Origin of the sequence: Caballeronia grimmiae (assembly GCF_000698555.1) — a bacterium.
GTDB lineage: Bacteria > Pseudomonadota > Gammaproteobacteria > Burkholderiales > Burkholderiaceae > Caballeronia > Caballeronia grimmiae.
Map to the genome: position 1 here is coordinate 1 of NZ_JFHE01000038.1, position 19,956 is coordinate 19,956.

Annotated in this window: 22 protein-coding genes; 15 read left to right on the plus strand and 7 right to left on the minus strand. The window is 65.4% G+C overall.

What is annotated here, in order from left to right:
- A partial coding sequence (locus tag BG57_RS25230; RefSeq protein ID WP_035969277.1) for a motility-associated protein occupies positions 1–553 on the minus strand: 553 nt, incomplete at its 3' end.
- Between the two features lie 234 nt (positions 554–787).
- Here BG57_RS25230 and BG57_RS25235 point away from each other — a divergent pair.
- Together BG57_RS25235 and BG57_RS25240 are read left to right on the plus strand one after the other, a co-directional pair.
- On the plus strand, positions 788–1,615 hold the full coding sequence (locus BG57_RS25235) for a helix-turn-helix domain-containing protein (RefSeq protein ID WP_035969378.1): 828 nt from the start codon (positions 788–790) through the stop codon (positions 1,613–1,615).
- A gap of 109 nt (positions 1,616–1,724) precedes the next feature.
- Positions 1,725–1,997, plus strand: a complete 273-nt coding sequence (locus BG57_RS25240) for a hypothetical protein (protein WP_035969280.1) — start codon at positions 1,725–1,727, stop codon at positions 1,995–1,997.
- A 55-nt stretch (positions 1,998–2,052) separates the two neighbouring features.
- On the opposite strand, the gene BG57_RS33125 is transcribed toward BG57_RS25240, so the two are convergent.
- Complete coding sequence (locus BG57_RS33125; protein ID WP_160174750.1) at positions 2,053–2,220, minus strand: hypothetical protein; 168 nt, start codon at positions 2,218–2,220, stop codon at positions 2,053–2,055.
- A gap of 145 nt (positions 2,221–2,365) precedes the next feature.
- Positions 2,366–3,667 carry an MFS transporter gene (locus BG57_RS25245; RefSeq protein WP_035969381.1) on the minus strand — a complete coding sequence of 434 codons (1,302 nt, stop codon included), beginning with the start codon at positions 3,665–3,667 and terminating at the stop codon, positions 2,366–2,368.
- A gap of 493 nt (positions 3,668–4,160) precedes the next feature.
- Here BG57_RS25245 and BG57_RS25250 point away from each other — a divergent pair, with 493 nt between their 5' ends.
- From BG57_RS25250 to BG57_RS25280, 8 genes are all read left to right on the plus strand, one after another.
- Positions 4,161–4,904, plus strand: a complete 744-nt coding sequence (locus BG57_RS25250) for a response regulator transcription factor (RefSeq protein ID WP_035969285.1) — start codon at positions 4,161–4,163, stop codon at positions 4,902–4,904.
- A gap of 160 nt (positions 4,905–5,064) precedes the next feature.
- Positions 5,065–5,346 (plus strand): hypothetical protein, encoded by a 282-nt coding sequence (locus tag BG57_RS32725; RefSeq protein ID WP_152562696.1) that lies wholly within the window; start codon positions 5,065–5,067, stop codon positions 5,344–5,346.
- Positions 5,347–5,489: 143 nt separating this feature from the next.
- On the plus strand, positions 5,490–6,440 hold the full coding sequence (locus BG57_RS25255) for a 4-hydroxyproline epimerase (RefSeq protein WP_371875845.1): 951 nt from the start codon (positions 5,490–5,492) through the stop codon (positions 6,438–6,440).
- Entirely contained in the window at positions 6,437–7,585 is a 1,149-nt protein-coding gene (locus BG57_RS25260) for an NAD(P)/FAD-dependent oxidoreductase (protein WP_035969287.1), read from the plus strand. The genes BG57_RS25255 and BG57_RS25260 overlap by 4 nt, the downstream gene beginning before the upstream one ends.
- A gap of 65 nt (positions 7,586–7,650) precedes the next feature.
- Complete coding sequence (locus tag BG57_RS25265; protein ID WP_035969289.1) at positions 7,651–7,899, plus strand: (2Fe-2S)-binding protein; 249 nt, start codon at positions 7,651–7,653, stop codon at positions 7,897–7,899.
- Positions 7,896–9,179 (plus strand): NAD(P)/FAD-dependent oxidoreductase, encoded by a 1,284-nt coding sequence (locus BG57_RS25270; RefSeq protein WP_035969292.1) that lies wholly within the window; start codon positions 7,896–7,898, stop codon positions 9,177–9,179. Before BG57_RS25265 ends, BG57_RS25270 begins: the two co-directional genes overlap by 4 nt.
- Before the next feature lie 98 nt (positions 9,180–9,277).
- Positions 9,278–10,111, plus strand: a complete 834-nt coding sequence (locus tag BG57_RS25275; protein ID WP_167569275.1) for an AraC family transcriptional regulator — start codon at positions 9,278–9,280, stop codon at positions 10,109–10,111.
- A gap of 371 nt (positions 10,112–10,482) precedes the next feature.
- Positions 10,483–10,893, plus strand: a complete 411-nt coding sequence (locus BG57_RS25280; RefSeq protein ID WP_052005988.1) for a response regulator — start codon at positions 10,483–10,485, stop codon at positions 10,891–10,893.
- Between the two features lie 38 nt (positions 10,894–10,931).
- On the opposite strand, the gene BG57_RS33405 is transcribed toward BG57_RS25280, so the two are convergent.
- A complete protein-coding gene (locus BG57_RS33405; protein ID WP_167569274.1) occupies positions 10,932–11,102 on the minus strand; it encodes a hypothetical protein in 171 nt (56 codons plus the stop codon).
- 99 nt (positions 11,103–11,201) lie between these two features.
- Between BG57_RS33405 and BG57_RS25285 the strand changes: the two genes are divergently transcribed.
- From BG57_RS25285 to BG57_RS25295, 3 genes are all read left to right on the plus strand, one after another.
- Entirely contained in the window at positions 11,202–11,873 is a 672-nt protein-coding gene (locus tag BG57_RS25285; protein ID WP_035969294.1) for a glutathione S-transferase family protein, read from the plus strand.
- 65 nt (positions 11,874–11,938) lie between these two features.
- Complete coding sequence (locus BG57_RS25290; RefSeq protein WP_035969296.1) at positions 11,939–13,576, plus strand: ATP-binding domain-containing protein; 1,638 nt, start codon at positions 11,939–11,941, stop codon at positions 13,574–13,576.
- Between the two features lie 34 nt (positions 13,577–13,610).
- On the plus strand, positions 13,611–15,455 hold the full coding sequence (locus BG57_RS25295) for an ATP-binding response regulator (RefSeq protein WP_035969298.1): 1,845 nt from the start codon (positions 13,611–13,613) through the stop codon (positions 15,453–15,455).
- 18 nt (positions 15,456–15,473) lie between these two features.
- Here the strand turns inward: BG57_RS25295 and BG57_RS25300 are convergent, their stop codons facing one another.
- The 3 genes from BG57_RS25300 to BG57_RS25315 form a co-directional block, all read right to left on the minus strand.
- Complete coding sequence (locus BG57_RS25300) at positions 15,474–16,328, minus strand: helix-turn-helix domain-containing protein (RefSeq protein ID WP_035969299.1); 855 nt, start codon at positions 16,326–16,328, stop codon at positions 15,474–15,476.
- A gap of 496 nt (positions 16,329–16,824) precedes the next feature.
- Entirely contained in the window at positions 16,825–17,028 is a 204-nt protein-coding gene (locus BG57_RS25310; RefSeq protein ID WP_035969303.1) for a cold-shock protein, read from the minus strand.
- 80 nt (positions 17,029–17,108) lie between these two features.
- Entirely contained in the window at positions 17,109–17,357 is a 249-nt protein-coding gene (locus tag BG57_RS25315; protein ID WP_035969304.1) for a hypothetical protein, read from the minus strand.
- A gap of 486 nt (positions 17,358–17,843) precedes the next feature.
- On the opposite strand from BG57_RS25315, the gene BG57_RS25320 reads away from it, so the two are divergent.
- Positions 17,844–18,605 carry an SDR family oxidoreductase gene (locus BG57_RS25320; RefSeq protein ID WP_035969306.1) on the plus strand — a complete coding sequence of 254 codons (762 nt, stop codon included), beginning with the start codon at positions 17,844–17,846 and terminating at the stop codon, positions 18,603–18,605.
- Positions 18,606–18,630: 25 nt separating this feature from the next.
- Entirely contained in the window at positions 18,631–19,950 is a 1,320-nt protein-coding gene (locus BG57_RS25325) for an MFS transporter (RefSeq protein ID WP_035969309.1), read from the plus strand.
- The last annotated feature ends 6 nt before the right edge of the window (positions 19,951–19,956 follow it).

Consider the following 19,956-nt stretch of genomic DNA (forward strand, 5'->3'; position numbering starts at 1 on the left):
CGACGCCCATCACCGCGGCGACGATGCCGAATGCCGGCAGGCCATCGGCCATCTTCTGGATCGCATTGGCGGCGATGGCGCTTTCCGCGTGATGCGTTTCGAGTTCTTCGTCCATCAGGTCCTGCAGTTCGAGCGCGTTCACATTGCCCGCCGACATCATGCGCAGGTAATCGACGATGAAGTCGAGCAGGTGATGATCAGCCATCACGTGTTCGTACTTTTGAAACAGCGGGCTGGCTTCGGGCGCGTCGACATCGGCTTCGAGCGCCATCATTCCTTCCTTGCGCGCCTTTTGCAGCAGCTCATAGAGCAGCGCGATCAGCGAAAGGTACTTCTCTTTGGTATAGCCGCCGCCCTTGAACACTTTAGGCAGCGCCTGAAGCGTTTTCTTGAGCGTCGCGGTCGGGTTCGATACGACGAACGCGCCAATCGCCGCGCCGAAAATACACAGCAGCTCGAACGGCTGAAAGAGCGCAGCGAGGTGGCCCCCGACGCCGATAAAGCTCCCGATCACCGAGCCGATGACGAGTACCCATCCGATAACGACAAACATGATTTCTCCGCAAATGTCCGGGCTTGGCGAGCCGTGCGCGCTCGTTCGACGAAACACGCACGGCTCGCAAAGCATTGTCTGCATGGTGCTGGGCTTTTTAACGGCGCAGTACACCGGGACATTAAGGGTGGCTCGCGGAAAGATTTCGAAAGCACGTTGGCGGCGGTAAATGTTACCCGGCGATTTACCTGGCAGGTAATGGAAGCACGTCCGCGCTTCATCTACCATCGGCGCATGAACTCGATACTGACAGCCCACACGTTGCGCGCCGCGCCTGCGACGGTTGGCGCGTTGCTGCGCGAATGGCGGCAGCGCAGGCGCATGAGCCAGCTCGATCTCGCGGGCATCGCCGACATATCGACACGGCATTTGAGCTTCGTCGAATCGGGACGCTCGATGCCGAGCCGCGACATGCTGATGCGCCTCGCCGAGCAACTCGACGTGCCGCTGCGCGAGCGCAACACGCTCTTCGTGGCGGCGGGTTATGCGCCGATCTATCGCGAGCGGACGCTGGCCGATCCGCAACTCGACGCCGCACGCCGCGCAGTCGATCTCGTGCTGAAGGGACACGAGCCGTATCCGGCGCTCGCCATCGACCGTCACTGGACGATGATCGCCGCCAACGCGGCGCTCGAGCCGCTGGTCGCGTCGGCGGATGCGTCGCTGCTCGCGCCGCCGGCGAACGTGCTGCGGCTGTCGCTGCATCCACGCGGGCTGGCGGGCGTCATCGGCAACTGGCACGCGTGGCGCGCACATGTGCTCGCACGCGTGAGGCGTCAGCTCGACGTATCGGGCGATACGGCGCTCGCCGCGCTCCTCGCCGAACTGGACGCTTATCCCGCGCCGCCGCACGCGGCAGACGAGCCGCACGGCGAACCAGACGCCGTCGTCGTGCCGCTCAGGTTGCGCACGGCACACGGCGTGCTTTCGTTCTTCAGCACGACGACTGTCTTCGGTACGCCCGTCGACATCACGCTGTCGGAACTGGCGATCGAAGCCTTCTTTCCGGCCGACGAGGCGACAGCCGTCAAGCTGCGCGAACTGGCCGACGCACGGCGCTGACGCTTACAAAGTGGAACCTGGCGGCGTCGTGCGGATCAATAATGAAGCTGAAGCGTGCGACGTCGTGCACGATGCAGTTTTCGTTCAATCAACGCGGAAAAAGGCAGCCATGATTCAGACATTCGAACAAGTGATCGGCGGCGAGCGCATGCAGTTTTGCGCCAGTATCGCGGAAGGCGGCGGGCCGCAACGGGTCATCATCAGCCGGGCGGATTCGGCGGAATCGCTCGTGATCGTGGAGGCCGACGGCATCATCGGCGCGATCAAGGCGGAAGTGGAAGCGCCCGATACGTTCGTCGCGGACGCGGTGCGCAAGGCGCAGCAGGACGCGCTCATCGAGCGTGCGCTGGAGACGGGCGAAGTGCAGACGACGAGCCTCTAAGGCCCGTCTTCGTTCGATGATGCCCGCGCGCGCCGGCGGCCGCGCGGGCATCGCTCTACATGCGCGGTTCGCCGTTATGGGGATCGGCGGGCACGAGCGGCGTCGCCGAATCGGGACCGTCCGGCATGTCGGGGTCTTCGGGATTGGGCGCTGCGTCGGGATCGAGCAACTTGTCCGGGTCCGGCTCGATGGATTCGTCCGGTGAGCGAGGCATGGTCGACATGATGGCGTGTTCTCCGGGAGGGTAGCGAAGGCGCGCGTTCGCGCGTTCCCGGCCAATGCTGCAACGGACGTACCCGGTACTGCGGCCCAGACAAAAACGGCGCACCCCGACCGCGAGTGCGCCATTGAACGTCGAACCGCGCGGCTCAGCGTGCAGCCGGCGCGTCCTTGATGAAGAGCGACGTCAGCGCGCCCACGATGCACAGCGCGCCGACATACAGCGCGGGCGCCATCGGGCTCGACTTCATCATCAGCGAGACGACGATCGGTGTGAGTCCGCCGAACACCGCATACGCGACGTTGTACGAGAACGAGATGCCCGAGAAGCGCACGGCGGGCGGGAAGGCCTTGACCATCACGAACGGAATCGCGCCGATCACGCCGACCGTGAAGCCCGTGAACGCATACCACGGCAGGAGCACGGAGGCATCCGCCGCCACTTGCTTGAAGAGCGCGTAGTACGACACGGCCAGCACGCATCCACCGATGAAAATCGTCTTGCCCGCACCGATGCGTCCCGCGATCGCGCCCGCCAGCACGCAGCCGATGGTCAGGCACAGCGTCGCGGCGCAGTTGGCGGCGAGCACCGTCGCCGGAGCGATGCCGAATTGCTTCTGCAGCAGCGTCGGCGTCATCAGGATCACGACGACGATCGCGGCGGACAGCATCCACGTCAGCAGCATCGACACGATCACCGCGCGTCCGTGGTCGCGCAGCACGGCCTTCAGCGGAATTTCCGCCGCAAGCGACTTGCGCTTTTGCAACTCCGCGAAGACCGGCGTTTCATGCAGCCAGCGGCGCAAATAGACGGAACACAATCCGAACATGCCGCCGAGCAGGAACGGCAAACGCCACGCGAAACCGGCGACATCGGCGGGGAGGAAGGCCTTGTTGATGGCCGTGGCGACCAGCGAGCCGAGCAGGATGCCCGCCGTGAGGCCGGCCGTCAGCGTGCCGCATGCATAGCCGATATGACGGCCCGGCACGTGCTCCGACACGAACACCCACGCGCCCGGCACTTCGCCGCCGACCGCCGCGCCCTGCATCACGCGAAACAGCAGCAACAGCACGGGCGCCATCATGCCGATCGACGCATACGTGGGCAGGAGGCCCACCAGGAGCGTCGGCACCGACATCAGCAGCACGGACAGCGTGAACATGCGCTTGCGCCCGAGCAGGTCGCCGAAGTGCGCCATGATGATGCCGCCCAGCGGCCGTGCGAGATAGCCCGCCGCGAAGATACCGAAGGTCTGCAACTGCCGCAGCCAGTCGGGAATCGACGGCGGGAAGAACAGTTGGCCGATGACCGGCGCGAAGAACACGAAAATGATGAAGTCGTAAAACTCCAGCGCGCCGCCGAGCGCGGCGAGCGTGAGCGTCTTGTAGTCGCTGCGCGTGAGCGAGCGGCCGGCGGCGTGCGATGCGCCGTCGAAAGGTGTTGCCTGCATCGAATGAGGACCCGGAATGAGGAAAGCCACGCGTGCGGCGAGCGACGCATGGAACGAGGCGATGCCCTGCGGGATGTCAGACGCGCCGGGTGAGCGCGAAACGGGAACGACTCGGGCGCGGATATGAAGCCGTCGCCCGCCATCCGCACTGCGCATGGCGACGGAGAGCCGCGGCGCATGCCCTCGCAGCGTCTCGGTAAAACGGCGAAGGCTGGATTTCGGCCATTGTGAGCCGAAGGCGGCATGTTACAGGATGTAAGCCGCCGCTCCACGAAATTCCTCAAACAAACGATCGCACGGTTGCGTCGGCGAGACGCATCCCGGTGACATGCCTTGACACTTTCGGACCAATCCGATGGGAAAGGGAAGCGTGGCTGACCAGAATGCCTGCCTGTAATGACCGTCTCCTTTTGTAACGAGACGCCCGGGGAGTGCAGCGGCAGTCACGCGCGGCATTCGGCCCATGTCCCTTAGACTCATCAGGCCTGACACTATGCGCGTCGCCGTATTGCAAACCGACACAACTTATCGAAATCTCATCAGCGAGGTCGTGAAACGCCTCGGCCATACGGTCGTGACGTTCGGCGACGGTCTTCTGCTGTCGAAAGCGCTGTCGCGCTCGACGGTCGACCTGCTGATTCTGGACTGGAATTCGTCGGGTCTCTGCGGTCTGGATCTTCTGAAATCCGTGCGCTCCAGCTTTGGCGAGCGCGTTCCGGTCATGTTCGCCACACCCGACGGCGCGGAGCACAACGTGGTCTGCGCGCTGACGGCCGGCGCGGACGATTACGTGGTGTATCCCATTCGGCCGGGCGAATTCGGCGCGCGAATCGAAGCGTTGCTGCGTCGCGCGTTTCCGGCCACGTCGAGCGCGTGCCTGGAGATCGGACCGTATCGCTTCGACTCGCGGCAGCAGACCGTCACCGTGCGCGGCCGCCCGGTCGAACTGAGCGGCACGCAGTTCCGTCTTGCGCAGCTATTCTTCTCGAACATTGGCCGGGTGCTGTCGCGCGATCACATCTTCGCGATGGTCTGGGGCCGCGAGTTCCGCGAAACAACGCGCACGATCGACAGCCACGTTTCCCGCCTGCGCCTTGCGCTCGAGATCGAGCCGGTGAATCACTTCCGCCTGCAGCCGGTCTACAAAAGCGGCTACCGTCTCCTGCATCTTTATGATGACAGCGAGAACTCCGGCGAAGACCGCGTGGAGCCGGAGCAGGCACGATTCGCCGCGTGAGTCGTGAAGACCGAATCAGCAGCACCTTGATGAATGCCGTCGCAAGACGGCATTTTTCATTTTTTAGCGGCGGCGTGCTGGCCGGGCTTCGATGCTGCGGCGGATCAGCGCCGCCATCTCTTGCGCTAACGGTGGAGTGTCTCGCGCCGGTTGGACAGATATGGACGCTTCCGGCGGCACCACTGAGCCAGTAGCGCCGAGCGGCGCGGCGCTTTCAATTGGCGATACCGTCGAGTGTGCTGTTCAGCAGCGCCGGTCAAGCGCCCGCGCGACGCCTTTCCGCGCGATCCGCGCACGGTGGCGCCGCATCGACCTGTGCTTCGATAATCCTCTCGCGAATGCGCGGTCTATGCTGGAATCGGCGTTGAATCGCGCGATGACGGCGGGCATTACGCGTTGCCAGCTACGCGCCAGGGCAGCTCTCGAAGGGTTCGCCGTGTGAAAGCCGGGCGGTTTGCGTGTTGTGCATCTGTGGCCACGCGAATTTTCGCCCCGCCGCAAACGCCAAGCATTATGCCGATTTCGTCATTCAAACCGCCTAGCCGCGCCAAGACTCCCGGCGCGAGCATTCCTACGATAGGCGGCATGAAAACCATCGACATCATCGACTCCCACACCGGCGGCGAACCGACGCGCCTCGTCGTCGCGGGCGGCCCGGACCTCGGCGGCGGCACGCTGGCCCAACGGCTCGACACATTCTGCACACAGTTCGACGACTGGCGGCGCGCCATCGTAACGGAGCCGCGCGGCTCGGACGTCATGGTCGGCGCGTTGCTGTGCGCGCCCGACGATCCGGACGCAGCGGCGGGCGTCATTTTCTTCAACAACGTCGGTTATCTCGGCATGTGCGGGCACGGGACGATCGGCCTCGTCGCGTCGCTGGCGCATGCGGGCAGGATCGCGCCGGGGCGGCATCGGATCGACACCCCCGTCGGCCCCGTCGATGCGACGCTCAACGCGAACGGCAGCGTCAGCGTGCGCAACGTGCCGGCGTATCGGCACCGGCATGCGGTGACCGTCGACGTGCCCGGCCACGGCCCGCTGACCGGCGACGTCGCGTGGGGCGGCAACTGGTTCTTCCTCGTCGCGGAGCATGGCCGGGAACTCGTGCCGGCGCACATCGGCGAGTTGACAGCGTTCACCGAAGCGATCCGCGACGCGTTGCACGCGCAAGGCGTCACGGGCGCGGACGGCGCGTATATCGACCACATCGAACTGTTCGCGGACTCGCCGAGCGCCGGACTCGACAGCCGCAATTTCGTGCTTTGCCCCGGCAGCGCCTACGACCGCTCGCCGTGCGGCACCGGCACGAGCGCGAAGCTCGCCTGCCTCGCGGCGGACGGCCTCCTCGCGCCGGGCGCGGTGTGGCGGCAGGAGAGCATCATCGGCAGCGTGTTCGAGGGCAGCTACGCACAGGCGGGCGGCGAACTGATTCCGACGATCACCGGCTACGCGCACATCATGGGCGAAGGGCGGCTCGTCATCGACGAGCGCGATCCGTTCGCCTGGGGCGTGTCAGCGAGCGCGGGCGCATGACGGCAGATGTGATCGTCGTCGGTGCGGGAATCGTCGGCGCGGCGTGCGCGGCGGAACTGGCGGCGCGCGGCTTGTCGGTCGATGTGATCGACGCGGGCGTCATCGGCGGCGGGGCGACGGCGGCGGGCATGGGGCATATCGTCCTGATGAACGATTCGCCCGCCGAATTCGCGCTTTCGCGCCTGTCCCGCGATCTGTGGCTCGCGCTCGCGCCGGACTTGCGTGCGCGAGATGCCTTCACCCGATGCGGCTCGATGTGGGTGGCGGTGGACGACGAAGAGTGCGCCGCCGCCCGCGCAATGCAGTCCGCGTTCGCCGCCGCCAGCGTCCGCGCGCATCTGCTCGACGCCGCCGCGCTGCGCAAGGAAGAGCCCGCGCTGAGTCACGCGATGCAGGGCGGGTTGGTCGTCGAAGACGACGCCGTCGTCTACGCGCCCGCCGCCGCACAGTTTCTGTTGACGTGTTCGGCTGGCGCGAGCCGCATTCGCGTATCGACGCAAAGCGCGGTCAGCGCGGTCGATGCCAACTGCACGCACGCAAGCGTCACGCTGGTGGACGGCGAGCGGCGCACGGCGGCGCATGTCGTGGTGGCGAACGGCCTGGCGGCGTCGCGGCTCGTCGATGGCGTGCCGCTCGAAGCGAAGAAGGGCCATTTGCTCATCACGGACCGTTATCCGGGGACCATTCGGCGTCAAATAGCGGAACTCGGCTATATCAAGAGCGCGCATCACGCGAGCGGAACCTCGGTCGCGTTCAACGCGCAGCCGCGTCCCACGGGCCAGTTGATGATCGGCTCGTCGCGGCAGTTCGGTACGACCGATCCCGCCGTCGAAATGAACGTGCTCGGCGCGATGCTGAAGCGCGCGTCGCGCTATCTGCCGGGCATCGGCGACATGAATGCGATCCGCACGTGGACCGGCTTTCGGGCGGCGACGCCGGATGGCCTGCCGATCATCGGCGCGGCGCGGCACGACAACGAACGCTTATGGCTCGCGACGGGGCACGAAGGGCTGGGCGTGACGACATCGCTGGGAACGGCGAAGCTGCTCGTCGCCCGCATGCTGAACGATCCGCCGATGCCCGGCTTGCCCGATCTTGCGCCGTTCTCACCGCGACGGTTCGTAGTGGCGCACGCCGACGAGTGACGCGTGCGATCCCGTTCTGCCCTGTGCCCCGAGAAACCCGATATTCGGCCCCAAGCCTCAAGCCAATGACCGACCGCATCCGCATCACGATTGACGGCACGCCGCTCGTCGTCGCCGAATATACGACCGTCGCGGCCGCGCTCGCGTTGCACGGCCGCGCCGCCGCGCGCCGCTCGGTCACCGGCGAGGCGCGCGCCGCGTTCTGCGGCATGGGCGTGTGCCACGAATGCCGCGTCGCCGTCGATGGCCGCGCGCACGTGCTCGCCTGTCAGACGCTTTGCCGCGATGGCCTCGTCGTCGAGACGGCGCGATGAAGACCACGCATTTCGATATCGCGATCATCGGCGCGGGACCGGCGGGCCTCGCGGCGGCGCGCGTGGCGTCCGCCGATGCGGGCGTTCGCGTGGCGCTGATCGACGACAATCCGCGTCCCGGCGGCCAGATCTGGCGGCAAGGACCGGCCGCCGCGCCGTCGCCGTTCCTGCGCGAGTGGATCGCCACGACAGCCCAGCGCACCAACCTCGAACGCATCAGCGCAACGAAGGTCGCCGCCGCGCCCGGCGACAAGCGGCTCCTGCTTGAACGCGACGGCGCGCCCGCCGTCGTCACCTATTCGAAGCTGATTCTGACCACCGGCGCACGCGAGCGGCTGCTGCCGTTCGAAGGCTGGACCCTACCCGGCGTGACCGGCGCGGGCGGCTTGCAGGCGCTCGTCAAGGGCGGCTTGCCGGTGCGGAGCGAGCGCATCGTCGTCGCGGGAAGCGGGCCGCTGCTGCTCGCCGTCGCCGATACCGCGCGCCGCCACGGCGCGGACGTTCTCGCGGTGATCGAACAGGCGCCGATGGCGCGCGTCGCGCGTTTCGTGGCGTCGCTCGGCGCGACGCCGGGCAAGTTCGCGCAGGCGCTATCGCTCGGGCGCGCGCTGGGCGTTTCGCGGTATCGCGCGGGAAGCGTCGTCGTGAAGGCGCAGGGGCAAGGGCGCGTCGAAGCCGTGACGATCCGCACGCGCAACGGCGATGAGGTGATCGAAGCCGATCGCGTCGCGTGTGGCTACGGACTCGTGCGGAACGCGACGCTCGCATTGGCGCTCGGCTGTACGGTCGATGAACGCGGCGCTATCCGCATCGACGATAACCAGCGCACGTCGCTCACCGATGTTTTCGCGGCGGGCGAATGCACGGGCATCGGCGGCATGGAGCTGTCGCGGACGGAAGGCGCGTGCGCGGGACATGCGGCGCTCGGCGTGCCGATCGACGCCCGCCTGGCTCGCGAGCGAAACCGCTGGCGCACATTCGCGGCGCGCGTCGATCGCGCGTTTGCGCTCGGAGCCGACGCGCGCGCGATGCCGCCCGCCGACACGCTGATCTGCCGCTGCGAGGACGTGCGCATCGGCGATGTCGCTGCTCACGGAAGCTGGCGCGACGCGAAACTTCAGACGCGCTGCGGCATGGGCGCGTGTCAGGGGCGTATCTGCGGCGAGGCGGCCGCGCTCTATTTCGGCTGGCCGCGGGCGATTGCGCGTGAGCCCTTCACGCCGATTCGCATCGACACGCTGATCGCGGCGTGCGAGCTTGCGGAACCGAACGAAGAATGACGGACGGAAAAGAATAGTGGGGACAGCGCGAATATTGGCGCAGTTCGCGCGTCACTATAATCGTCCCGAAATTTACGACCCCCGAACGCACGATGAGCATGCAAGGGCTGATTGCCGGACCCGCTTCGCCTCGTGCGGCCAACGACGATGCCTTGCCGTCGCCGCAGCCTTCGACGCTGCGCGACATGCTCTCGCACTTCGCCTTGCTCGCGCCGGTCTTCGATGCGATGCCCGACATCGTCTTCTTCGTGAAGGACCGCGACGCGCGCTACGCGATGGTCAACCGCACGCTTGCGCGCCGCTGTGGACACAAGGACGACAAGACGGCGCTCCTCGGCAAGACGGCGGAAGACGTGTTTCCGCGCCGCTTCGGCCGCATCTACACGGCGCAGGATCAGACCATCATCGCGCAGGGCGTGCAGTTGATCGATCAGCTCGAACTGCATCTGTACCCCGGACGTGAGCCCGGCTGGTGCATGACCTGCAAGCAACCGCTTTACGACGCGCAAGGCAGCATCGTCGGACTCGCCGGCATTTCGCGCGACCTGCAAGCCGCGGAAGGGACGCATCCCGCGTATAGCCGGCTCGCGGCGGTGGTGCAGCACATTCAGGAAAATTACGTGCAGCCGCTCAACATGCGCGATCTCGCACGGATGGCGAACATGTCGATTGCGCAGCTCGAGCGCTACTTTCACAAGGTCTTTCACCTGACGCCGCGCCAAGTCCTGCTCAAGACCCGGCTCGATGCCGCCACCGCGCTGCTCCTCACAGACGAGAAGGTCACGGACGTCGCCGCATTGTGCGGATACACCGATCACAGCGCGTTCACGCGCCAGTTCAAGGCGACGGTCGGCATCACGCCGACGGAGTATCGCGCGTTGCTGCAATCGGCGCCGGTGCGGGCGGATATTCCGAGCCTTGCGAATGTCTGACGAGAAAGTTGGACGCGTGCACGACGAAATTACACGGTCGTGCGTATCGCCGGCCGGTTTGCGGCAGACGGGCGCAATGCCTTGCGCCGTATGGGGCGAAGCTCCAGCGCAGACGCCGCTCGCCGGTCCGGATATTGCTAAATGTGCTTGCCGGGTTCCGGCGACTGTCCTGGTCAGGGCGGCGCTCCCCGGACACCGCGAGACGTTCCGCACCGGCGCACGCGCGGTAGAAAACACGGTGCGTTCGGAATTCCTGCCGCGTTTTTCTGTCAACGAAAGCGCACGAGCGCAAGGTAGACAGATTTGAACGAAGCGGCGAGCCGTGGAGACCGTGCGCGAGAATTCCGTTTTAGGCAGTCGAAAACAAAATCATGAACGAAGTTGCAAGACTGGGGCATACGCGGATCGTACTCATCGAAGACGATCCCGAAAGCAGGGCATCACTGCAGTTGTTGCTGGAAGAAGAAGGGGCCGATGTCATCGCCGTGGCCGACGCCGAAGACGGCGCGGAAACCGCGATCCGCGTGCTTCCCGATGCAGTGATCTGCGATCTAGACCTTCCGGGAATGGACGGTTTCTATCTCATCCAACGTTTGCGCGACCACGAGATACGCGGGAATCTGCCGCCGTCCGTCGCCATCGCGCTGACGGGGCATGACGGCGATGAGTATCGATTACGAAGCATCGGCGAAGGCTTTCAGCACTTCATGACGAAGCCAGCGAATCCCGACGAGCTCGTGACGCTGATTCAGGACGCGCTCAACGTGCGTGTCGTCGCCTGATGCCGGCAACGCGCCGCGCAGCGCGCGGCGCGTCGCACTCAGGAACGGTCGCGGTTGCGCGCTCGCGTGGCGCCCGTTATCACGGCGATACCGAGCAGGATGACCGCGACGATGGCGATCGTGTGCTGCGCCACGTGCATGGCGACGAGCGCCCACGACACCCCGCCGATGAAAATAAGCCAGCCCACGAGATAAATGATGAGCGTCATCGAGTTCTCCTTTTGCTTGGTCTAACGTGTTGAGCCGAATGGTTCTGCAAGATCCGTACCGTCCATCCTCGTACCCGCCGGCTCACCGCGAACAACACCATGCTGACTGTGCATCACCTCAATAATTCGCGGTCGCAGCGCGTGCTGTGGATGCTCGAAGAACTCGGCGTCGAATACGAGCTGAAGCGCTACGAACGCGATCCCCACACGATGCTCGCGCCGCCCGAACTGCGCGCCGTGCATCCGCTCGGCAAGTCGCCCGTCATTACCGATGGCGCGTTGACCATCGCGGAATCGGGGGCGATCCTCGAATATCTCGTCGACCGCTACGGCGAAGGGCGCTTTGCTCCGCCGCACGGCGCGTCGCCGGAACGCGTGCGCTACAACTACTGGATGCACTACGCGGAAGGATCGGCGATGCCGCCGCTGTTGCTCAAGCTCGTTGCTTCGCGGATTGCGGGCGCGAAGATGCCGTTCTTCGCCAGGCCGGTCGCCAAGCGCATCGCACAGACGCTGCAGTCGGGCTTCATCGATCCGCAACTGAAGTTGCACTTCGGCTATATCGACAGCGAGCTTTCGAAGTCGCCGTGGTTCGCGGGCGATACCTTCAGCGCCGCCGACGTGCAGATGAGCTTTCCGCTCGAAGCGGCCAGCCAGCGCGCGGGGGCGAAGCAACTGCCGCAGGTCCGCGCGTTCCTGGAACGCATTCATGCGCGGCCGGCTTATCGGCGTGCGCTGGAACGCGGCGGCCGATACGACTACGCGGATTGACCGTTGCGTACAATGAGGCGCACAGCGGGCGTATGCGACGCCTGAACTCACGCCAAAGGTAACGCATGGCCCGAATCGTTCCCGACGACTGGAAGAACCTCGAAGCGACCGGCGCCGCCGCACGCGAACTGGAAACGCTCTCGCTGCTCGAAAAGCTGCCTGAGGACTATACGGTCTATCACGGCGTTCACTGGACACGCATCAACGAAGGCTTCTCCGTCTTCGGCGAGGCGGACTTCGTCGTCGTCGCGCCGTCCGGACGCGTGCTGATGATCGAGATGAAAGCGGGCTTTCTGCGCGAAACGAGTGCGGGACTCGTCAAGGTGTATCTGCAGAAGGAGCGCAACGTCGCCATCCAGCTTGCACGCACGCTGGAGAATCTGCATCGGCGCTTCACGGCGGCGTTCGGCGCGGGGACGTATCGCATCGAAGAGCTGCTGTATTGCCCGGATTACACGGTGAAGGATGCGGCGATCGCGGGCGTGCCGCCGGGGCGTATCGTCGATGCAAGCCGCAAGGCGCAGCTTGCGCGCGTGGTGCTGGAGATTCTTCCGCCGGACGAGCCGCGCTTCGAAGCAGCCGCGCGCATCCATCACTTTCTCGCCGATGAACTCTCGCTCACGCCGGACACGAACGCGCTCGTCGGCGAGGCGAACACGCTCGTCACGCGTCTGTCGGGCGGTCTCGCGACGTGGGCGCGCCGGCTCGAGTTCGAGCCGTTCCGCTTGCGCGTGATCGCGACAGCGGGCGCCGGCAAGACGCAACTCGCCGTGCGCGTGATGCGCGATGCGCTCGCGGCGGGCAAGAGCGTGCTGTACGTCTGCTTCAACCGGCCGCTCGCGGACCATATCCGCGCGATTGCGCCGAAAGAAGCGAAGATTGCGAATTATCATCAGTTGAGCGCGGCGGTGGCGCGCGATGCCGGCAGTCCGCCCGATTTCAGCCAGCCCAACGTTTTCACGACGCTTGAAGAGCGCTTCGCCGCCGTGCCGGTGCCCGAGCACTGGAAGACGGATGTGCTGATCGTCGACGAGGGCCAGGATTTTCATGCGGCGTGGGTCGAAGCGCTGGAACGGCTGCTCAATCCGGATGGCGCATGGTGGTGGCTCGAAGACCCGATGCAAAACCTCTATTTGCGCGAGCCGGTTGCGCTGCCCGGCTGGACGATCCTGCGCGAAAGCACGAACTATCGCAGTCCGCGCGACGTGCTCGGCTTCATCCGCAAGATCGTCGGGCCGAACGTGCGGCTCGAGTCGGGGAGTCCGTTCGATGGTTCCGATGTCACCGTGTCCACTTACGAGGACGGCCATCCCGAGGAAGTGATCGAAGCGACCAAGCGCGCGATCACTCACGCGCTCTCGCTCGGCTTTCGCAAGCAGGACATCGCGGTGCTGTCGTTCCGGGGGCGCGAGGGCTCGGCGCTGACGGCGGTCGATCATCTCGGGCCGCATCGGCTGCGCGCGTTCACCGGAACCTATGATTTGTTCGGCAATCCGGAGTATCGCGAAGGCGACGTGCTGCTCGAATCGATCTATCGCTTCAAGGGCCAATCCGCGCCGTGCGTGATTCTCACCGAAGTCGATTTCGATGTCCTCGACGATCAGGCCGCGCGCAAGGTCTTCGTCGGCGCGACGCGCGCAACGATGAAGCTGATCGTCGTCGCGTCGGAGCGCGCGGCGCACGAAATCGACGCGCTCGGTTGAGCGGCGTCGCCCGCCGCGCCCGCTACGACCGAACATGGCCATCACTCGCACCGACGCTTCGCTTCGCACGCCGGCCGCGCGTCCGTGGCTGCGCCGCGTCTGGTATGCGGTGATTCTCGCGCTGGCGGTGGCGCCGCCGTTCGGCATCGTCGGCTATATGGTGTATTCGGGGCTCGTCTCGCGCGAGTCGCATCACATCGTGATGCCCTACGAAGGCGTTTACTGGAATGCCGCGCAGTTGCAGATCGCCTATGAGCGATTCGAGACGCAGGTGCTGCTGTATCGCAATGGCATCGACGAGGATGCCGACGCCGTGCGCGCAAGCTATGCGCGCCTGCTGGCACGCCTCGACGACGCATCGAAAACGACCCGCACGCCAGAGGGACACGAGGCGCTGCTCGCACGTCAGCGAGAGATTTTGCGGCAGTTGCGCACGGCGCTCGCGTCAATCGAGTTGGATGTGCAGACCCTCCAGGGCGAGCGACAGCGCACGCTGCGCATCATCGGCGTGCTGCGGCAGAACGCGCCCGCCGTCTCGGAACTGGCGAGCGGCCGGCGGCTCATGGATGCCGCCGAGCACGAGGCCATCTACTACGACTTTCAGGCCAAGCGCCGTTATCTGATCTATAGCGGCATTCTGCTCGGGCTGCTGTCGGCGGGGGCGACGTCGCTTCTGCTGCTCAACGGCTACCGGCGCACGCGGCTGATCGAACAGCAACGCGCCGCGCTCGCCGCGGAACATCAGGCCACGCGGGCGGCGCGCGAGGCGGGCGTCGCGAAGGACACGTTCCTCGGCATGATCAGTCACGAACTGCGCACGCCTCTGCATGCCATCGTGTCGTCGATCGAACTGCTCGGGCTCAATCTGCGCAACGAGGCGGACCGCAAGATCATTCAGCGGCTGGAAACCGGGGCGCGCCATCTCGAAGCGCAGATGCGCGATCTCACCGACTACGCGCGCCTCGGCGCGGGCAAGCTCGAACTGCGCATGGCCGTGTTCGATCCGGCGGAGTTGCTCGAATCCATCGTCGATGCCAACGCGCCCGCCGCCACGTCGAAGGGCCTGCATTTGCGCGGCGACTATACCGGCAAGCGCGGGCCGCTCGAGTCGGACCCGCATCGGGTGCGGCAGATCGTGACGAATCTCGTGACCAACGCGATCAAATACACGGATTCCGGTTCCATCGACGTGCATTTCGCGCGCTCGGAAACGCGCCTCGACATCACCGTGACGGATACCGGGCCGGGCATTTCGCGCGAGCAATTGCCGCTGATCTTTCAGGAGTTTACGCAACTGGATTCGTCCAGCACACGGCGTTTCGATGGCGCGGGCATGGGCCTCGCGGTCGTGCGCGGGCTCGTCGAACTGCTGGGCGGGACCATCGAAGTGTCGAGCGAAGTGGGCGAGGGCGCGGCGTTTCGCGTGAGCTTGCCGGCGGCGTCTGTCGAGCGCATGCCCGAACTTGGCGAAACGCATGCCGATGCGCCCGGCTCGCGCAAGTCGCGCGTGCTCGTCATCGACGATCACGAGGCGATCCGCGAATCGCTGATCGAAATGCTGACGCATCTGGGCTATTGGGCGGTCGGGGCGCCGGATGTGGACAGCGCGCTCGCGTGGCTGCGCGCCTACGACGCCGACGTGATCCTCGCCGACCTCCACATGCCCGGCAAGGACGGCTATTCGTTCGCGAACGAGTATCGCGCGCGCACGGCGCCGGGCGGGAGCGTGCCGATCATCGCGGTGAGCGCGTATGTGCCGGAACTGGTCGATCCGAGCGCGTCGGTGCTGTTCTTCGATTATCTGCTGAAGCCCGTGCGATACGACGTGCTGAAGGCCGCCGTGCATCGGGCCGCGACGGCGCGGCGGCGCGCCGCCTGATGCGCGGCGCGATTGCGCTCAGGCGCGCAATAGCCGCTTGGACAAGTCCGCGACCAGAATGCCGAGCCGCGCGGGTTTCTCGAAGCAGGTGACGTTGTAATCGCGGATGATCTGGCTGATCTCCGATTCGCTCGCCTTGCCCGTCATCAGTTCGCCGGTGAGCACGAACACCGGCGCATCGGGGTTGTCCGACTCGCGCACCGCCTTGATCGCGTCCGCCGACGTGTGGACGCCGAACAGCCAGTCGATCACCACCGCATCGAATACCTGCGACTGCAGCGCGTCGAGGAACGCGTCGAGACCGTAGAAGGCCATCGCCGTGAAGCCGGTCATCTCCAGATAGTCGTGGAGGTTGTCGGCGGAGGCGTGATCGTCATCGACGACGGCGATGATCGGCTTGTCGGTATCCGCCCGGCGCGGCAGGATTTCGATCTTGTGCACGTCGCAGGCTTCCTGCAACAGCACGCCTTCGTGACGCGTCACGACCCAGCGGCCGTTGACCTTCTGCGTGATGAAATCGGGCCGCGTGCCCGGTTCGAGGGCATTGCCGATCCACGCGGTGCACGGAATCTCGACGGAGCCGAGTTTCAGCACGGCGTCGTGCGGCACGCCTTCGGTGTCGTCAGGACGCGCGTTGATGGCGTCGAAGAGCTTGAGCGCGGGTTCGTCGAAGGCGTCGGCGACGCGGCGAATCTGCGCGATCGTCCACGGGCTGTTGCCGCGCAGTTTCCGGTGCCCCTGCGAAAAGCTGAGGTCCAGAATGCGGCACAACTCGGCCGTTTGCTGCCGCTTGCCGATGCCGTGACGGCTCATGAGCTCGCGCACGCGCTCGGCGACAGCGAGCGATTCCGAAGAAGACGTTTCAGTGACCATGCTGCCAGGCGAGTGCTGTAGGAGGTGGCGCGGGGCGGCGCCGGGGCGCATCGCGCGCACGCGGCCGATACGCGGTAAACGTCGATTGTAAACGCCGGCGCATCCTGCCCGAAAAAGCGAAACGGTCGATACACCGATGGTACGCGCCGCCGACAGCCCATCGCGTACGCTGGCGCGCACTCCGGTGTGATCACACGCCGTCGATGGCGCATCGGCGAGTTCGCGCGGCGTTGGAAGCGTGCTGTGGCGGCGGCAAGACGGTCGAGACGCTTGCGGATGACGCGGACGGGATCGGCCGCGCCGCTGGCGCTGATTCTCGTGACGTTTCGCGTCCAAGCGTCTTACTGGCGACGAGCGCATCGGCCGGAGCGATTCGATGTTCGCCGCGGGCTGGCGTTGCATCCCGCCCAAGCGCCCGCGTTCCACCGCGCGTGATCGTCGAAAAAAAGCCGTGAGAGTTGATCACCCTCACGGCTTTTCACTGATTGCGGCCGGCTTATTGCGGCTGAATGTTCGCGGCTTGCAGACCCTTCGGGCCTTGGCGCACTTCGAACAACACCTTCTGGTTTTCCTGCAGCGACTTGTAGCCGTCCGCGCGAATCTCCGAGAAATGCGCGAACACGTCGGGCGTGCCGTCATCCGGCGTGATGAATCCGAAACCCTTCGTGTCGTTGAACCATTTCACAGTGCCAGTTGCCATTTATTTCCTCTTCTTCTGCAGCGTTGAGCGAGGGCATTCCTCGCGTGGGTTGATTCGGTTGTGCGGGCGGCGGGCGTGCGTCACGCCATCGCCGGTTCTTGCGGCATTTCGTCCAGCAGCGTCGCTAGCTGGCTTTCGGTATCGCGTCCGCTGAACTCGCGCAAGGTCGCGAGCAGCGTGCGCCACGGGGCAGGCCAGCGCGTTTCCCGCACGCATCGGCCCGTGCTGGCATCGGTGATCCGAAGCAGCGTGGTATCCGGAAAGTAGGTCAGGGTGACGGGCATTCCGTCGAGAACACAGGTCGCGGTACAGGCTTTTGGTTTGAACATGCTTTTTTGGTCGGTAGAAGTCGCTGGCCATTCAGCGGTGGTCGCTTTAAGCAACGGGCGTGCCTGAGGCGCTTAGGGGCGCGCGTATTCGCCAAGTTCTGAAATTAGCTTCCATATTGTTGAACGAAGTATTGTCGCTTTAGCGGTTAATTGACTGAAGTTATCGTCTTATACTGCACTGCAGTAATGCTTTAGGAGCTATTCATGTTCGTCGCTGTTCTGCTTCTGTGCCCCATTGGTGTCGCTGCGCTTTTTGCGTTCGCACTCTTCGCCGACAAGGTTTTTCACAACGCCCGCTTGCCGAAAGCGCCGACTGCCGTCATTCCACAAGTGCCGCGCCGCGTCCGGATCAGGCATCACTGACGCGGGCCGATCCGCTTTCGCTATCGAACGATCGCCCTTTCGAATTGTTACGTTATTGGTCGCCGGTCTATAGTGCTTGTCACGGCGCAAAGCCGATGCAAGCACAACGACAGGAGACAGGGCATGAACCGTATCGATCTGGCAGGGCGCGTTGTCGTCATCACGGGCGGTGCGCGGGGCATCGGCCTCGCCGTTGCCGAGCGCGCGCTCGCGTCGGGCGCAAACGTCGCGCTATGGGATGTCGACGCCGAGCGGCTTCAGCGCACGAGCGCCGAACTCGCGTCGAAGAACAAGGAGCGCATCGTCAGCGACGCCGTCGTCGAACTGACCGATGAAGCCTCCGTCGAAGCCGCCGTGCAGAAGACGCTTGCCGCGCACGGCAAGATCGATGTGCTCGTAAACAACGCGGGCATCACCGGCGGCAACGGCGCCACATGGGAACTCGCCCCCGACGTGTGGCGGCGCGTGATCGACGTCAATCTGATCGGCCCGTTTCTGACCTGCCGCGCGGTCGTGCCGCACATGCTGAAGGCGGGCTACGGCCGCATCGTCAATATCGCGTCGATCGCGGGCAAGGAAGGCAATCCGAACGCCTCGCACTACAGCGCGTCGAAAGCGGGGCTGATCGGCCTCACCAAGTCGCTCGGCAAGGAACTCGCGGGCAAGAACGTCCTCGTCAACGCGGTCACGCCGGCCGCCGCCAAAACCGAAATCTTCGATTCGATGTCGCAGCAGCACATCGACTACATGCTCTCCAAAATCCCGATGAACCGCTTCCTGATGCCGGAAGAAGCGGCGTCGCTGATTCTCTGGCTCTCGTCCGAGGACTGCGCGTTCAGCACGGGCGCCGTGTTCGACCTGTCGGGCGGACGCGCGACTTACTGATCCGCCCGTTTCACCGGAGAGAGACATGGAACATTCCGCATCGGCGGAAGGCGCTGTCACGTCTCGCGTGATGCGCCGGCTGCTGCCATTCCTCCTGCTGATGTACGTGCTCGCCTTCCTCGACCGCGCGAACATCGGCTTCGCTCAGAAGGCGCTGCAACAGGACACCGGCCTCACGAACGCCGCGTTCGCATTCGGCGCTGGCGTGTTCTTCGTCGGTTACGCAATCTTCGAAGTGCCGAGCAATTTGCTGCTCCACCGCGTCGGCGCGAAGGTGTGGATGTGCCGCATCATGGTGACGTGGGGCATCGTTTCGGCGGCGATGGCCGTCGCGCATTCCGCGACCACCTTCTATGCGCTGCGCTTTCTGCTCGGTGTCGCGGAAGCCGGGTTTTTTCCCGGCATCGTCTATTACCTGACGCGCTGGTTTCCGCAGGCATCGCGTGCGCGGGCGCTCGGCGTGTTCTACTTCGGCGCGCCGCTCGCGTTCATCTTCGGTGCGCCGCTTTCCGGACTGCTGCTCGATCTGCACGGCATGCTCGGCCTCAAGGGCTGGCAGTGGCTGTTCCTCGTGGAAGGGCTGCTTGCGTCGATCGTCGGCGCATGGGCGTTCTGGTATCTCGACGACGATCCCGCCCGCGCACGATGGCTCACGCAAGAACAGCGCACGCTGCTCGTCGCGCGTCTCGCGGACGACTCGCGCCGCGCGTCGTCGCACGGACCGAAAAGCGTGCTGGCGGCGCTCGTCGATGCCCGCGTGCTCGTGCTGTGCTGCGTGTACTTCCTGATTCAGGCGTCGGTGTATGGCGTCGTGTTCTATCTGCCGCAACAGGTGGCGGCGCTGCTCGGCACGAAGGTCGGCTTTCGCGTGGGGCTCGTGACCGCGCTGCCGTGGATCGCGGCGGTCGTCGTCACGTGGATCGTCCCGCGCTATGTGGATCGCACGTCGAAGCACCGGACCTGCGCCGTCGCGCTGCTTTTGATGTCGGGTGTGGCGATCGCCGTCTCCGGTATCGCGGGTGCGCCGATCGTTTCGCTGCTCGCGCTGTGTTGCGCCGCGAGCGGCTTCATCGCCGCGCAGCCGCTGTTCTGGACGTTCCCGACGCGCTATCTCACCGGCGCGGCCGCCGCCGCCGGCATCGCGCTCATCAACTCGCTCGGCGGACTCGGCGGATTCTTCGCGCCGATGGCCCGCACCGCCGCCGAAGCCGCGTTCCATTCGACCAGCGCCGGTCTCGCCGTGCTCGGCGCGGCGAGCGTGCTGGCCGCGCTCGTCATCGTCGCGCTGGTGCGCGTGCCGGAGCGCGATCCGATTCCGGGCGGCGAGACCGCCAACGCATCCTGATCCAGA

Bases quoted from the DNA above. Each gene is read 5' to 3' on its own strand.
- BG57_RS25295 (WP_035969298.1), top strand. From the start codon at position 13,611: ATGGCCATCACTCGCACCGACGCTTCGCTTCGCACGCCGGCCGCGCGT.
- BG57_RS25250 (WP_035969285.1), top strand. From the start codon at position 4,161: ATGCGCGTCGCCGTATTGCAAACCGACACAACTTATCGAAATCTCATC.
- BG57_RS25255 (WP_371875845.1), top strand. From the start codon at position 5,490: ATGAAAACCATCGACATCATCGACTCCCACACCGGCGGCGAACCGACG.
- BG57_RS25280 (WP_052005988.1), top strand. From the start codon at position 10,483: ATGAACGAAGTTGCAAGACTGGGGCATACGCGGATCGTACTCATCGAA.
- BG57_RS25300 (WP_035969299.1), bottom strand. From the start codon at position 16,328: ATGGTCACTGAAACGTCTTCTTCGGAATCGCTCGCTGTCGCCGAGCGC.
- BG57_RS25325 (WP_035969309.1), top strand. From the start codon at position 18,631: ATGGAACATTCCGCATCGGCGGAAGGCGCTGTCACGTCTCGCGTGATG.
- BG57_RS25260 (WP_035969287.1), top strand. From the start codon at position 6,437: ATGACGGCAGATGTGATCGTCGTCGGTGCGGGAATCGTCGGCGCGGCG.
- BG57_RS33405 (WP_167569274.1), bottom strand. From the start codon at position 11,102: ATGACGCTCATCATTTATCTCGTGGGCTGGCTTATTTTCATCGGCGGG.
- BG57_RS25285 (WP_035969294.1), top strand. From the start codon at position 11,202: ATGCTGACTGTGCATCACCTCAATAATTCGCGGTCGCAGCGCGTGCTG.
- BG57_RS25265 (WP_035969289.1), top strand. From the start codon at position 7,651: ATGACCGACCGCATCCGCATCACGATTGACGGCACGCCGCTCGTCGTC.
- BG57_RS25290 (WP_035969296.1), top strand. From the start codon at position 11,939: ATGGCCCGAATCGTTCCCGACGACTGGAAGAACCTCGAAGCGACCGGC.
- BG57_RS25310 (WP_035969303.1), bottom strand. From the start codon at position 17,028: ATGGCAACTGGCACTGTGAAATGGTTCAACGACACGAAGGGTTTCGGA.
- BG57_RS32725 (WP_152562696.1), top strand. From the start codon at position 5,065: ATGGACGCTTCCGGCGGCACCACTGAGCCAGTAGCGCCGAGCGGCGCG.
- BG57_RS25240 (WP_035969280.1), top strand. From the start codon at position 1,725: ATGATTCAGACATTCGAACAAGTGATCGGCGGCGAGCGCATGCAGTTT.
- BG57_RS25320 (WP_035969306.1), top strand. From the start codon at position 17,844: ATGAACCGTATCGATCTGGCAGGGCGCGTTGTCGTCATCACGGGCGGT.
- BG57_RS33125 (WP_160174750.1), bottom strand. From the start codon at position 2,220: ATGTCGACCATGCCTCGCTCACCGGACGAATCCATCGAGCCGGACCCG.
- BG57_RS25275 (WP_167569275.1), top strand. From the start codon at position 9,278: ATGCAAGGGCTGATTGCCGGACCCGCTTCGCCTCGTGCGGCCAACGAC.
- BG57_RS25315 (WP_035969304.1), bottom strand. From the start codon at position 17,357: ATGTTCAAACCAAAAGCCTGTACCGCGACCTGTGTTCTCGACGGAATG.
- BG57_RS25245 (WP_035969381.1), bottom strand. From the start codon at position 3,667: ATGCAGGCAACACCTTTCGACGGCGCATCGCACGCCGCCGGCCGCTCG.
- BG57_RS25235 (WP_035969378.1), top strand. From the start codon at position 788: ATGAACTCGATACTGACAGCCCACACGTTGCGCGCCGCGCCTGCGACG.
- BG57_RS25270 (WP_035969292.1), top strand. From the start codon at position 7,896: ATGAAGACCACGCATTTCGATATCGCGATCATCGGCGCGGGACCGGCG.